This is a genomic window from Microbacterium sp. 2FI, assembly GCF_005502885.1.
Lineage (GTDB): Bacteria > Actinomycetota > Actinomycetes > Actinomycetales > Microbacteriaceae > Microbacterium.
In genome coordinates, this window is the sequence record NZ_SCMR01000005.1 from 140,974 (window position 1) to 154,387 (window position 13,414).

A 13,414-nucleotide genomic window follows, 5' to 3' on the forward strand; every position below is an offset into this window, starting at 1 on the left:
GCGCGGCCGAGCGGGAATACCCCTGGCAGGTATAAAGTTGTCGTCGGTACCCCTGTGGGGTATCCACTCGACATGAAAGCGACAGATCGATGACCGAGAAGTTCGAATACCAGGTGACCGGCATGAGCTGTGGACACTGCGAAGCCTCCGTGCGCGCCGAGATCGCGAAGATCCCTGGCGTCGACGGCATCGACGTGAGCGCGAAGTCCGGCACCCTCGTCATCTCCTCCGCCGCAGTGATCGACGACGCCGACGTCCTCGCCGCCGTCGATGAGGCGGGCTACACGGCTGTGCGCGCGTGATGAGCGCCACCCAGACGGATGCTGCGCCCACCGCCCGCGTCGAGCTCGCCATCGGCGGGATGACGTGCGCCTCGTGCGCCGTCCGCGTCGAGAAGAAGCTCAACCGGATGGACGGGGTGACGGCATCCGTCAACTTCGCGACCGAGAAGGCGGTGGTGACCGCGCCCGCCCACCTCGACCCGCACGACCTCATCGCCGAGGTCGAGAAGACCGGGTACACGGCGGCCCTGCCCGCACCGCCCGAGCCGATGGAGAACCACGGCTCGCGGGGAGAGCATGACCACGATCTCGGGGATGGCGAGCTCGAGGCGCTGCGCCGGCGACTGATCGGGTCGGTCATCCTCGCCGTCCCTGTGATCCTCCTGTCGATGATCCCCGCCCTGCAGTTCGAGTACTGGCAGTGGGCCTCGCTCGCCCTTGCCGCCCCGGTCGTGGTGTGGGGCGCGTGGCCCTTCCACCGCGCTGCGTGGATCAACCTGCGTCACGGCGCGGCCACGATGGACACGCTGATCTCGCTCGGTGTCTCGGCGGCGTTCCTGTGGTCGCTGTACGCGCTCTTCTTCGGGCACGCCGGCATGCCGGGCATGACCCACGAGTTCGAATGGGTCGTGCAGCCGAGCGACGGCGCCGGGAACATCTATCTCGAGGTCGCCGCCGGCGTGACGATGTTCGTCCTGGCTGGGCGCTACGTCGAGGTGCGCTCCAAGCGGCGCGCGGGTGCCGCGCTGCGGGCCTTGATGGAGATCGGCGCGAAGGATGTCGCGGTGCGGCGTCCCGGAGCGGACGGCGCACTCGTCGAGACCCGGGTGCCGATCGCCGACCTCCGCGTCGGCGAAGAGTTCGTCGTGCGGCCGGGCGAGAAGATCGCGACCGACGGAGTCGTCATCTCGGGGGCGTCGGCCATCGACGCCTCGATGGTCACCGGCGAATCGGTGCCCGTCGACGTCGAGGCTGGCGACCCGGTCGTCGGCGCCACGGTCAGCACGTCGGGCGCGCTGGTGGTGCGTGCGACGCGGGTCGGAGCCGACACCCAGCTCGCGCAGATGGCTCGCCTCGTCGACGAGGCGCAGTCGGGCAAGGCCGCCGCGCAGCGCCTGGCCGACCGGATCGCGGGCGTCTTCGTGCCGATCGTGCTGGTGATCGCCGTCGCCACCCTCGTCGCGTGGATCGCGCTCGGTTACCCGGTCGCTGCGGGCTTCACCGCCGCCGTGGCCGTGCTCATCATCGCGTGCCCGTGCGCGCTGGGCCTCGCGACCCCCATCGCACTGCTCGTCGGAACGGGCCGAGGCGCGCGCCTCGGCATCCTCATCAAAGGCCCCGAGGCGCTGGAATCGACGCGCGCCGTCGACACCGTCGTCCTCGACAAGACCGGCACGGTGACGACCGGCCACATGGCGCTCGTCGACGTCGTGACCGATGTTCCGGCGAATCCCGCCGCGCGCGCCGAGCTGCTGCGGCTCGCGGGAGCCCTCGAGCACGCGTCGGAGCACCCGATCGCGCGCGCCGTCGCGCAGGCCGCCGAGGCCGAGACGGGGGCGCTGCCGGACGCAGAGTCGTTCCAGAGCCACGCCGGACTCGGGGTCTCGGGCATCGTCGACGGTCACGCCGTCGTCGTCGGCACCGGTGCGATCCTCGCCGACTGGGCGCTGACGCTGCCGCTTCACCTCGCCGAGGCGAAGGCCGCGGCCGAGCAGTCGGGCCGCACAGCCGTCGTCGTCGCGTGGGACGGCGCCGTGCGCGGCGTGCTCGTGGTCGCCGACCAGATCAAGCCCACCAGCCGTGAGGCCGTCGCGCAGCTGCGCTCCCTCGGCCTCGAGCCGGTGCTGCTCACGGGCGACAACGCGGCTGTCGCGGCCGCCGTGGCCGCCGAGGTCGGCATCGACCGCGTGACGGCCGAGGTGCTGCCGCACGAGAAGGTCGACGCCGTGAAGGCACTGCAGGCCGAAGGTCGCGTCGTCGCCATGGTGGGCGACGGTGTCAACGACGCGGCCGCCCTCGCACAGGCCGACCTCGGCATCGCGATGGGAACGGGGACGGATGCCGCCATCGAGGCGTCCGACATCACCCTCGTGCGCGGAGACCTCCGCAGCGCCGCCGATGCGATCCGGCTGTCGCGGGCCACGCTCGGCACGATCCGCGTGAACCTGTTCTGGGCCTTCGCGTACAACGTCGCTGCGATCCCGCTCGCGGCCCTCGGGCTGCTCAACCCCATGATCGCCGGCGCCGCGATGGCGCTGTCGAGCCTGTTCGTGGTCGGCAACAGCCTGCGGCTGCGCCGATTCCGGAGCCTCACCCCGAAGGAGTCCGCATGACCGACCACAGCCACCACGGCTACATCACCGACAAGGACAAGTACCTCAACCGCCTCAAGCGCATCGAGGGGCAGGCGCGCGGCATCCACAAGATGGTCGACGACGAGAAGTACTGCATCGACATCCTCACGCAGATCAGTGCGCTCACGAGTGCGCTTGAAGCCGTCGCGGTGGGTCTGCTCGAGGATCACCTCCGCCACTGCGTCGTCGACGCGGCGCGACTCGGCGGCGACGAGGCCGACGCGAAGATCACCGAGGCGTCCCAGGCGATCGCACGCCTCGTGCGCTAGCGTCGCGCGCTAGCCGCGCGCACGGCGGCGGCCCGCATGGATGAGCGAGTCGGCGGTCAGCACGATGAGCGCGATCCAGACCAGCCCGAAGCCGATCCAGCGCTCGAGCGGCATCGGCTCGCCGAGCAGCCACGCACCGATGATGAACTGCAGGATCGGCGCGACGAACTGCAGCAGACCCACGAGCGTGAGAGTCGCTCGGCGCGCACCGGCGGCGAACAGCAGCAGAGGCACCGCGGTGATGACGCCGGCGAGACTCAGGAGCACCGCGTGCTCCCACCCGGCGGCCCCCATCGTGAGGCCGGTCGTCGAGGCGACGACGGCGAACAGCACCCCCGCGACGGGCATGAGCCAGAGGGACTCGAGCGTGAGACCGCTCACCGCGTCGACCGAGGGGCCGACCCGCTTCTTCACGAGGCCGTAGAGGCTGAAGGAGGCCGCGAGCGTGAGCGCGATCCAGGGGAACGAGCCGTAGCCGACGATGATGACCAGCACCGCTGCCGCAGCGAACCCGATCGCGACCCACTGGGTCGGTCGCAGGCGCTCCCGCAGCACGAGGACGGCGAGCAGCACCGTCGCGATGGGGTTGATGAAGTAGCCGAGGCTGGTCTCGATCACGTGCCCGGTGAGCGCGCCGATGATGAAGACCTGCCAGTTGACGTAGATCAGCGCTCCGGCGAGCACCGTGAGCCACAGCACTCGCGGCTGCCGGAAGATCGCCGCGAGCCTCGACCACGATCGCGTGACGGCGAGGAGCAGCGCGCAGAAGGCGAGCGACAGCACGATCCGCCACGCGACGATCTCGAAAGGCCCGGTCGGCCGCAGCAGCACGAAGTACAGGGGCAGGAATCCCCACAGCAGGTACGCCGCGAAGGCGTAGACCCCGCCGAGACGCTGCTGGCGCTGGCCGTCTGCCGCTCGTGCCATCTCGGAGACGGGGATGCCGCCGGTCGCCGCCGCCGACTCGGCGAGATCGTCGATCTCGATGTGGGCAGGACCCTGACCGGAGGGGGCTGACGGGTCTCTGCTCATCCCTCCAGCCTAGGACGGCGGCAATGACCTCCGGCGAAACGACGAGAGGGCCGGATGCCGAGGCATCCGGCCCTCTCGGGCGTTCATGTCGCTGGACTCAGCGAACGACGACTGCGAGCACGTCGCGAGCCGACAGGACGAGGAACTCGTCACCGCCGAACTTGACCTCGGTGCCGCCGTACTTGCTGTAGAGAACACGGTCGCCGACGGAGACGTCGAGCGGGACGCGGTTGCCGTTGTCGTCGATGCGACCCGGACCCACGGCCACGACCTCGCCCTCCTGGGGCTTCTCCTTGGCGGTGTCGGGGATGACCAGACCGCTGGACGTGGTCTGCTCGGCCTCGACCTGCTTGATGACGATGCGGTCCTCGAGCGGCTTGATGGAAACCGACACGGTCTACCTCTTCTTTCTTGAGCCTGAAGTCATTAGCACCCGCACACTGAGAGTGCTAACGGCAAGTGTAGGCAAGCGCTGGCACTCACGCAACGTGAGTGCCAGTCGATGACGCTCCGTGGCGTCCCCGTAGGCTGGGCCGGTGGAGATGTCCGAGCTGACCGCGCTGCTCACGCCCGAGGGCCTGCGCCTGCTCGATGCGACGGGCCCGATGGATTCCGCGGTCGATGTCGCCCGCACGATCACGCGGCTGCGCAAGCAGGGGCACTCCCCCGACCTCGTCACCGCCGTGGTCACGCAGGCGCGGCTGCGTGCGAAGGGTCGCGTCAAGTTCGGCGAGTTCGCCGAGCGGATGCTGTTCACCCGCGCCGGTCTCGAGCAGGCCACGCGCCTCGCGATCGCTGCCCGGCACGCGGCCCGGTTCCGGGATGCCGGGCTCACGCGCGTCGCCGACCTCGGGTGCGGCATCGGCGGCGATGCCCTCGGAATGGCGGGCATCGGCCTCGAGGTCGCAGCCGTCGACGCCGACGAGGTCACCGCCGCCATCGCCGCATACAACCTCGCGCCGTTCGGCGATGCCGTGACGGTCGGCCACGGCACGGCCGAGACCGCCGACCTCTCCGCCGTCGACGCCGCATGGCTCGATCCCGCCCGTCGCACGGCCGGCCACGGCGAGACCTCGCGCACACGCCCCGACGACTGGTCGCCCTCGCTCGACTGGGTGTTCGGCTTGGCATCGCAGCTCCCCACGGGCGTCAAGCTCGGCCCGGGACTCGATCGCGACGCGATCCCCGACGACGTCGAGGCGCAGTGGGTGAGCGCCGACGGATCCACGCTCGAACTCGTCCTGTGGTCGGGCGCAACGGCCCGGCCTGGCGTCCGCCGCGCGGCACTCGTGATGCGCGGCGACACGGCGAATGAGATCACGGCCGAGGCGGATGCCGAGGACGAGCCCGCCCGCGCCCTCGGCGCCTTCGTGCACGAACCCGATGGCGCGGTCATCCGGGCACGGCTCATCGGAGACGTAGCGCGGTCGCTTTCGGCCGGCATGCTCGACGAGCGCATCGCGTACCTCACCTCGGATGCCGCACTCACGAGCCCGTTCGTGTCCTCGTTCCGGGTGCGCGAGACCCTGCCGGCCGACGTCAAGGCGCTGTCGAAGGCGCTGCGCGCCCGCGGCATCGGTCGCCTCGAGATCAAGAAGCGCGGCGTCGACGTCGATCCCGCCGCGCTGCGGACGAAGCTGAAGCTGAGCGGCGACGAGGCTGCGACGCTCCTGCTCACCCGCATCGGGTCGGCGCGGGTGGCGATCCTGGCCGACCGCGTCGCGGCAGCCTGATCTGAGTGCCGGTCAGCCGAACAGGCTCGCCTGGCCCGCCGCGAACAGCAGCCATCCCGCGCTGTAGAGCACCGACAGCGCGCCCAGGCACAGCGCCCACACCGCGACCCCGCGGCTCTCGAGCGGGCGGCGCAGCGCCAGGATCGCCGAGACGATCGCGACGAGGCCGATGGGGAAACCCCAGCCGACGAAGAATGCGACGACAAGCCCCAGGATCGCGAACACCAGCGCCCAGGCGGCGAGCCCCCGGTGCGGCACGGCGGGCTCGGGCACGTACCACTCCAGCACCGGTGCCTGGTCGTCGGCGGTTCCCGGCTCGGCGGGAGCGATCTGCGTCGTGATCGCGATGGGTGCCGTGGGCAGGCGCAGGAATCCGCCGCGATGGACACCGGGGAGCGGGGATGCCTCGGACGCGAGCGTGACGTCCGGCGACGGGGGCTCGACGACCGCTTCCGGGGGAGCGGGCACGGGTGCGTCGGGAGCCGCCGGCACGTGGGTGGCCGGCATCCGTTCGCCGTCGTCGATGCCGCGCTCCCCCGCGCGCGGGTCGCTCACGCGACCGCCTCGGCGTCCTCGGCGACCTGGATCTCGGTCACCGGCAGTGTCGAGTCGGCGCCGAACGCCAGTGTCGACGGCGGTCGTCCCGACATGATGAGCTCCGCGGCGAGGGCCGCGATCATCGCACCGTTGTCGGTGCACAGCGACAACGGCGGGATGCGGACCGTGACACCGGCGGCTTCCGCACGCTCGAGCGCGACCTCGCGCAGGCGGCGGTTCGCGATGACGCCGCCGCCGAGGAGCAGCCGGGGCACGTCGTGGTCGCGGCACGCGGCGAGCGCCTTGGTCACGAGCACGTCGACCACCGCCTCGCGGAAGCTCGCGGCGACGTCTGCGACCGGCACCGGCTCGCCCGCGGCCGCGCGCTGCTCGACCCAGCGGGCGACGGCGGTCTTCAGCCCCGAGAACGAGAAGTCGTAGCGGTGGGTGGCCATGTCACTCGCGCGGGAGAGGCCACGGGGGAACGGGATGGCGTTCGGATCGCCGGATGCCGCCACCCGGTCGATCTGCGGGCCGCCGGGGTACGGCAGGCCGAGCAGCCGCGCCACCTTGTCGAACGCTTCGCCGGCGGCGTCGTCCATCGTCTCGCCGAGCATCTCGACATCTGTCGTGAGGTCGCGGACGAGCAGGAGCGAGGTGTGCCCGCCGCTGACGAGCAGCGCGACGGTCGGGTACTCGAGTGCAGGTGCGTCGGCGTCGAGGATGTCGGCGGCGATGTGCCCGACGAGATGGTTGACGGCGTACAGGGGCCGCCCCAGCGATACGGCGAGCGCCTTCGCGGCGCCGACGCCGACCATGAGCGCGCCCGCGAGCCCCGGCCCGCTCGTGACGGCGACGGCGTCGATGTCGGCGAGCGTGACGGATGCCTCCGCGAGTGCCGCACGGATCGTCGGCTCGAGCGCCTCGAGGTGGGCGCGGGCGGCGACCTCGGGCACGACGCCTCCGTACCGGGCGTGCTCGTCCATCGAGCTCGCGATCGTGTTCGACAGCAGCGTGCGCCCGCGGACGATCCCGATGCCGGTCTCGTCGCAGCTGGTCTCGATGCCGAGCACCAGGGGCTCGGTGCGGTTCATGTGCATGCTCCGGCGTCGTCACGGGCGGCGTCAGCCGCGGTCAGCGTGCCCGCCCCGGGGCGAGCTGCCCACCCGGCGAGATCGAGTCGCATGACGATCGCGTCGACCCCGTCGGGCTGGTAGTAGTTCGGCCGCCGCGCGAGTTCGACGAAGCCCTCGGAGACATAGAGGCCCTGCGCGACCGGATTGTCGGCGCGCACCTCGAGGAACACGTCACGGATGCCGCGACGCGCCGCTTCGCCCAGGAGCGTCCGCAGCAGCGCGCGACCGCGACCGCGGCCCCGAGAGCCGCCTCCGATCGTGATCGTCTGGATGTCGGCATCCGTCGCCCCGCGAACGGCCCGCAGGCCCGCATAGCCGACGAGGTGGCCGCCCTCTTCGACGACGACGTACCAGCCGTGCGGCGAGGCGAGCTCTTCGCGCATCATCGCGTCGGACCACGCGTCCGTGGGGAACGACGCCCGCTCGAGCGCCATGATCGCGTCGAGGTCGGAGGCGGTGGCCGGGCGGGTCGTCACTGCGTCACCCGCTTCGGACCGGAGGAGAGCGTCACGTCGGGCGAGCGCAGATACAGCGCCTCTTCTGTCGCGATCTCGCGCCCGGCGGCGAGCGCGCGGGCTGCGGCGAGCGCGAGCATCGCGGCCGGGATGCGCTCGGCATCCACCCGCTCGATGCCGCGCGCCGCGAGCAGAGCGTCAAGGTCATCGCGCAGCGACAGCGCGGGCTCCGCCACACGCACCGGCAGCCCGTCGTCATCGATGCCCTGGTACACCGTGTACGCGAACTCGCGCCGGCGCGCGTCGGTGACCACCGCGAGCGGACCGTCTGCGGCGTCGTCGAAGCCGCCGGTGAGCGCGTCGTGCAGCATCCGCTCAAGGGCCACGGCGTCGTGGCTCACGACGGGGATCACCGGGATGCCGCGGCCGAGCGCGAATGCGCGAGCGGCGGCGATGCCGACCCGGAGTCCCGTGAAGGGTCCGGGACCCATTCCTGCGGCGACGTGGGTGATCGCGTCGGGGGTGATCGATGCCTCGGCGAGCGCGCGTGAGATGAGCGAGCCGATCACCTCGGCATGCCCCCGGGGATCCGCACTCTCGAGCTGTGACCGCACGACGCCGTCGGATTCGACCACGGCGACCGTGGTGCCGAGAGAGGTGTCGATACCGAGGATCACACCTCTAGGGTAGTTGCGACCAACCGATCATCACCGCTCGTCACGGACGGCGGCTGATCGTCACCGTGCGCGGAGCGTCGTCGTCGAGCGCCGCGGTCGCGCGCGAGAGATCGCCGCACATCGTGTCGGCGCCGCGGCCGCCGCTCTGCCGGTCGAGCTCGATCTCCCACCACGCGTCGCGGAGTCCGTCGACCATGTCGCGGCCCCACTCGACGATCACGACAGAGCGGTCGACATCCAGGTCGAGGTCTTCGAGTTCGACAGCCGAGCCCAGGCGGTACGCGTCGACGTGCACGAGCGGCGCCCCGCCGACGAGCGACGGGTGCGTGCGGGCGAGCACGAACGTCGGGCTCTGAACGGGTCCGCGCACGCCGAGGCCCGCGCCGATCCCCCGCGTCAGGGTGGTCTTGCCGGCGCCGAGCGGACCCGTGAGCACCACGAGGTCGCCGGCGCGCAGCATCCGTCCGATCTCCGTGCCGAGCGCCTCCATGTCTTGCGGGGTGGCGATCGCGCGCATCCCGACGAGCGGGTCGAGCCCGGTCACTCGGCGACCTGACGCCGAGCCACCCGGGGTCCGATCCGCGTGACGATCTCGTAGTTGATCGTTCCGGCGGCCGTCGCCCACTCGTCCGCGCTGGGCGCCCCGAGGGTGGGGTCGCCGAAGAGCACGGCCTCGTCGCCGACCGCGACGGGGTGGTCGCCGACGTCGACCACGATCTGATCCATCGCGATGCGTCCGGCCACCGAGAAGCGCTTGCCGCCGATCACGACCGGACCCGCACCGGACGCCTGGCGCGGCACGCCGTCGGCGTAGCCGAGCGGCACCAGCGCGAGCGTGGTCTCGCCCTCGGTGCGGTGGTCGTACCCGTACGACACGCCCTGGCCGGCAGGCACGCGTCGCACCGCGGCGACCGCGCCGCGGAGCGTCATCGCCGGGCGGAGCCCGAGGTCGGCCGACGTGCGGTCGGCGAACGGCGAGAGGCCGTAGATCCCGATGCCGAGCCGCACACAGCCGAGGCGCGCCTCGGGAAGGGCGATGGCGGCGTGGGTGGCGGCGATGTGGCGCAGCGGCGGGACGAGACCCACGGATGCCGCAACGGCGACGCCCTCGTGGAACGCGGCGAGCGCGGCACGATCGTCGTCGGCCGAGGCGTTGGAGAGGTGGCTGAAGAGGGCGACGACGCGGAGGCGCCCGATACGCTCGAGGCGCGCGGCCTCGGCGAAGACGAGGCGGTAGTCGGCGGGCGCGATGCCGTTGCGCGAGAGCCCGGTCTCGAGCTTCAGGTGGACGACGACGAGGCGATCGGCCGATGCCGCGCCGGCCGCACGCTGCAGCTGGTCGAGGCTCGAGAGACCGAGCTCGATCCCGTGCGCGGCGGCTTCGTCGAACGAGGCGTGGGGAGCGTGCAGCCACGCGACGATCGGGGCGTCGATCCCGGCGCGGCGAAGCGCGAGGGCTTCGCCGATGTCTGCGACGCCCAGGCGCGTCGCACCGCCCGCGAGGGCTGCGACCGCCGAGCGCACCGCTCCGTGACCGTATCCGTCCGCCTTGACGACGGCGATCACCTCGGACTCGGTGAGGCGGCGGAGGTGCCGCACGTTGTCCTCGATCGCACCGACGTCGATCGTCGCCTCGCGCATCACGCCGGCGGGCAGGCGGCTCACGTGGGCTCCCCCGGTCCTTCGGCGACGACGTACGCGGTGGCGAAGCCGGCATCGTGCGACATCGAGAGGTGCACGGTGGTGATGCCGCGGCCTGCGACGGCGTCGGCCGTCGATCCGCTGAGCGTGAACCACGGCCGGCCCGACGGCTCGGGCGTGATCTCGATCTCGGTCCAGTGCACGCCGTCGGAACCGCCGAGCGCCTTGATGAGCGCTTCCTTGGCGGCGTAGCGCGCGGCGAGCGAGCGCGGCTTGAGCTCACGCTCGGTCGGTGAGAACAGCCGCTCGAGCAGGCGCGGGGTGCGCTCCAGCGTCCGTTCGAATCGCGCGATGTCGACGAGGTCGACGCCGATGCCGACGATCATGGCCGCGGCTACTCGACCGTGACGGACTTGGCGAGGTTGCGCGGCTGGTCGACGTCGAGGCCCTTGGCCGTGGCGAGACCCATCGCGAAGATGTGGAGCGGCACGACGGCGAGCAGCGGCTCGAAGAAGGGGCCTGCGAGCGGGATGCGCAGCACCTCGTCGGCCTTGGGCAGCACCGCGGCGTCGCCTTCTTCGGCGATCGCGATGACGCGTGCGCCGCGGGCGCGGATCTCCTCGATGCTGGAGATCACCTTCTTGTGCATCTCGGCCGACTGGCGCGGCGACGGGACGATGACGAAGACGGGCTGACCCGGCTCGATGAGCGCGATCGGACCGTGCTTGAGCTCGCCGGCGGCGAAGCCCTCGGCATGGATGTAGGCGAGCTCCTTGAGCTTGAGCGCACCCTCGAGTGCGATCGGGTAGCCGACATGGCGGCCGAGGAACAGCACCGAGCGGGTGTCGGCCATCCAGTGGGCGAACTGCTCGATGCGCGGCTGCTCGCGCTCGAGGATCTGCGAGATCTTGCCCGGGACGGCTTCGAGTTCGCGGACGTACGCGGCCGAGGTGGCGGGCGATAGCGTGCCGCGCACACGGCCGAGGTGCAGACCGAAGAGGTACAGCGCGGTGATCTGAGCGACGAACGCCTTCGTAGAGGCGACCGCGACCTCAGGCCCGGCGTGCGTGTAGACGATCGCGTCGGACTCGCGCGGGATGGTCGCGCCCTGCGTGTTGCAGATCGACAGGGTCTTGGCCCCCGCCTCGCGCGCGTACTTGACGGCCATGAGGGTGTCCATGGTCTCGCCCGACTGGCTGATCGAGACGACGAGCGTGTCGGGGCCGATCACGGGGTCGCGGTAGCGGAACTCGTGGGCGAGTTCGACCTCGACCGGCACACGCGACCACTGCTCGATGGCATACTTGCCGACCTGGCCGGCGTACGCGGCCGTGCCGCACGCGATGATGATGATGCGCGAGATGCCGGCGAACAGTTCGTCCATGCCGTCGAGTTCGGGGATGACGACGGTGCCTTCGTGGAGGCGGCCGCGCAGCGTGTTGGCGACGGCTTCGGGCTCCTCCGAGATCTCCTTCGCCATGAACGACGACCAGCCGCCCTTGTCTGCGGCAGAGGCGTCCCACGTGACCTCGAACGGCTCGACCTCGACGGGGCTGCCGGCGAAGTCGGTGACCTCGACACCGGCGGGAGTGATCGCGACGATCTGGTCCTGGCCGATGGCGAGCGCGTGGCGCGTGTGCTCGACGAACGCCGCGACATCCGACCCGAGGAAGTTCTCGCCCTCGCCGAGCCCGATCACCAGCGGCGAGTTGCGACGCGCGCCGACGACGAGGCCCGGGTGGTCCTGGTGCATCGCGAGGAGCGTGAAGGCGCCTTCGAGGCGCGAGACGACGGCGCGGAATGCCGCAGTCAGGTCGCCGGTCGCTCGGTACTCGCGGCCGAGGAGGACCGCAGCGACCTCGGTGTCGGTTTCGCTGAGAAACGTGTAGCCCTCGCTGACGAGCTCGGCCTTGAGCTCGGAGAAGTTCTCGATGATGCCGTTGTGGATGACGGCGAGCTTGTCGTCGTCGGCGAGGTGCGGGTGCGCGTTGCCGTCTGTAGGGCCACCGTGGGTCGCCCAGCGCGTGTGGCCGATGCCGGTCGTGCCGTCGGCGAGGGGGTGTGCGGCGAGGTCGTCGCGCAGCACCTTGAGCTTGCCGGCGCGCTTGCGCATGCCGAGGTCTCCGTCGGCGTCGAGCACGGCGATGCCTGCGGAGTCGTAGCCCCGGTACTCGAGGCGCGAGAGACCCGCGATGAGGATGGCCTGGCTCGGCCGAGGGCCCACGTATCCGACGATTCCACACATGGGTTCCATGGTAGGCGCGCCGGTATGCAAGGAGTCTGTACGAATACGATTTCGCCTGCTCAGCAGGTGATTCGCGGATGCCGGCGCCGCCCCTACAGCTTGCGCAGCAGCACCCGCTCGACGGTGTGATCGACCGCCTTCTGCAGCACCAGCGTGGCGCGGTGCTTGGTCGGAAGCACGTTCTCTTCGAGATTCGGCAGGTTGATCGCGTTCCAGTAGCCGAGCGCCGTCTCCGCGGCCTCGTCGTCCGACAGGTGCGCGAACACGTTGAAGAACGAGTTCGGGTTCGCGAAGGCGCCGTTCTTCAACGCCAGGAACCGGTTCACGAACCACTGCGCGATGTGGGAGGTGTCGGCATCCACATAGATGGAGAAGTCGAACAGGTCGCTCACCGCGACATCGTTCGGCGTCGGCGGCGGCTGGAGGACGTTCAGCCCCTCGACGATCACGACGTCCGGCCGGCGCACGGTGATGTGCGCGTCGGGCACGATGTCGTAGCGCATGTGCGAGTAGAACGGCGCGCGCGCCTCGGCCGACCCGCTCTTGACCGCAGTGAGGAAGTTCACCAACGCCCGGCGGTCGTACGACTCCGGGAATCCCTTGCGATCCATGAGACCACGCCGCTCGAGCTCGGCGTTGGAGTAGAGGAATCCGTCGGTCGTGACGAGTTCGACCCGCGGCGTTCCGGGCCAGCGGCTCATGAGTTCGCGCAGGAGGCGCGCGATCGTCGACTTGCCGACGGCGACGGATCCGGCGACGCCCACGACGAACGGGGTCGTGCTGTCGGGCTCGGTCAGGAACGACGAGGTGTCGGCCCCGAGACTCTTCGTCCTCTCGGCATACAGCGACAGCAGCCGCGACAGCGGCAGATACACCTGCGTGACCTCGGCCATGTCGAGCCGGTCGCCGAGTCCGCGAAGCTGCACGATCTCGGTCTCGGACAGCGGCTGAGTGACGCCCGCCGCCAGGCGCGACCACTCGCCGCGGTCGATCTCGCGGTACAGCGAGAGCGCGGGGGTCACCGTGGTCGCGTCGTCAGCGGACATCCCGCTCA

15 protein-coding genes are annotated in these 13,414 nt (G+C 71.0%); 4 read left to right on the forward strand and 11 right to left on the reverse strand.

Annotated elements, in window-relative coordinates; all coding sequences use genetic code 11:
• Positions 1-89: 89 nt before the first annotated feature.
• From FFS15_RS06820 to FFS15_RS06830, 3 genes are read left to right on the forward strand one after another with little or no spacing between them, the layout of a single operon-like run.
• Positions 90-302, forward strand: a complete 213-nt coding sequence (locus tag FFS15_RS06820; RefSeq protein ID WP_137844258.1) for a heavy-metal-associated domain-containing protein — start codon at positions 90-92, stop codon at positions 300-302.
• Positions 302-2,614 (forward strand): heavy metal translocating P-type ATPase, encoded by a 2,313-nt coding sequence (locus FFS15_RS06825; protein ID WP_137844259.1) that lies wholly within the window; start codon positions 302-304, stop codon positions 2,612-2,614. Before FFS15_RS06820 ends, FFS15_RS06825 begins: the two co-directional genes overlap by 1 nt.
• Positions 2,611-2,904 carry a metal-sensitive transcriptional regulator gene (locus tag FFS15_RS06830; protein ID WP_137844260.1) on the forward strand — a complete coding sequence of 98 codons (294 nt, stop codon included), beginning with the start codon at positions 2,611-2,613 and terminating at the stop codon, positions 2,902-2,904. Before FFS15_RS06825 ends, FFS15_RS06830 begins: the two co-directional genes overlap by 4 nt.
• 9 nt (positions 2,905-2,913) lie before the next feature.
• Here FFS15_RS06830 and rarD read toward each other — a convergent pair whose 3' ends face one another.
• On the reverse strand, positions 2,914-3,831 hold the full coding sequence (rarD, locus tag FFS15_RS06835) for an EamA family transporter RarD (RefSeq protein WP_249353806.1): 918 nt from the start codon (positions 3,829-3,831) through the stop codon (positions 2,914-2,916).
• A gap of 202 nt (positions 3,832-4,033) precedes the next feature.
• Positions 4,034-4,330, reverse strand: a complete 297-nt coding sequence (gene groES, locus FFS15_RS06840; protein WP_137844262.1) for a co-chaperone GroES — start codon at positions 4,328-4,330, stop codon at positions 4,034-4,036.
• A 142-nt stretch (positions 4,331-4,472) separates the two neighbouring features.
• Here groES and FFS15_RS06845 point away from each other — a divergent pair, with 142 nt between their 5' ends.
• Entirely contained in the window at positions 4,473-5,669 is a 1,197-nt protein-coding gene (locus FFS15_RS06845) for an SAM-dependent methyltransferase (RefSeq protein ID WP_137844263.1), read from the forward strand.
• A 12-nt stretch (positions 5,670-5,681) separates the two neighbouring features.
• Here FFS15_RS06845 and FFS15_RS06850 read toward each other — a convergent pair whose 3' ends face one another.
• The 9 genes from FFS15_RS06850 to coaA all read right to left on the reverse strand — a co-directional run bounded on the left by FFS15_RS06850 (position 5,682) and on the right by coaA (position 13,406).
• On the reverse strand, positions 5,682-6,224 hold the full coding sequence (locus FFS15_RS06850; RefSeq protein ID WP_137844264.1) for a hypothetical protein: 543 nt from the start codon (positions 6,222-6,224) through the stop codon (positions 5,682-5,684).
• On the reverse strand, positions 6,221-7,300 hold the full coding sequence (gene tsaD, locus FFS15_RS06855) for a tRNA (adenosine(37)-N6)-threonylcarbamoyltransferase complex transferase subunit TsaD (protein WP_137844265.1): 1,080 nt from the start codon (positions 7,298-7,300) through the stop codon (positions 6,221-6,223). The genes FFS15_RS06850 and tsaD overlap by 4 nt, the downstream gene beginning before the upstream one ends.
• Complete coding sequence (gene rimI, locus FFS15_RS06860; protein WP_137844266.1) at positions 7,297-7,818, reverse strand: ribosomal protein S18-alanine N-acetyltransferase; 522 nt, start codon at positions 7,816-7,818, stop codon at positions 7,297-7,299. The genes tsaD and rimI overlap by 4 nt, the downstream gene beginning before the upstream one ends.
• A complete protein-coding gene (tsaB, locus tag FFS15_RS06865; protein WP_137844267.1) occupies positions 7,815-8,474 on the reverse strand; it encodes a tRNA (adenosine(37)-N6)-threonylcarbamoyltransferase complex dimerization subunit type 1 TsaB in 660 nt (219 codons plus the stop codon). Before tsaB ends, rimI begins: the two co-directional genes overlap by 4 nt.
• Before the next feature lie 40 nt (positions 8,475-8,514).
• Positions 8,515-9,018 (reverse strand): tRNA (adenosine(37)-N6)-threonylcarbamoyltransferase complex ATPase subunit type 1 TsaE, encoded by a 504-nt coding sequence (gene tsaE, locus FFS15_RS06870; RefSeq protein WP_137844268.1) that lies wholly within the window; start codon positions 9,016-9,018, stop codon positions 8,515-8,517.
• The gene (gene alr, locus FFS15_RS06875; protein WP_249353801.1) at positions 9,015-10,139 is read right to left on the reverse strand and encodes an alanine racemase; all 1,125 of its coding nucleotides are present in this window, start codon (positions 10,137-10,139) and stop codon (positions 9,015-9,017) included. The genes tsaE and alr overlap by 4 nt, the downstream gene beginning before the upstream one ends.
• Positions 10,136-10,501 carry a holo-ACP synthase gene (locus tag FFS15_RS06880; protein ID WP_137844269.1) on the reverse strand — a complete coding sequence of 122 codons (366 nt, stop codon included), beginning with the start codon at positions 10,499-10,501 and terminating at the stop codon, positions 10,136-10,138. Before FFS15_RS06880 ends, alr begins: the two co-directional genes overlap by 4 nt.
• An 8-nt stretch (positions 10,502-10,509) precedes the next feature.
• Positions 10,510-12,360, reverse strand: a complete 1,851-nt coding sequence (glmS, locus tag FFS15_RS06885; protein WP_137844270.1) for a glutamine--fructose-6-phosphate transaminase (isomerizing) — start codon at positions 12,358-12,360, stop codon at positions 10,510-10,512.
• Between the two features lie 92 nt (positions 12,361-12,452).
• The gene (gene coaA / locus FFS15_RS06890; RefSeq protein WP_137844271.1) at positions 12,453-13,406 is read right to left on the reverse strand and encodes a type I pantothenate kinase; all 954 of its coding nucleotides are present in this window, start codon (positions 13,404-13,406) and stop codon (positions 12,453-12,455) included.
• Positions 13,407-13,414: the final 8 nt, after the last annotated feature.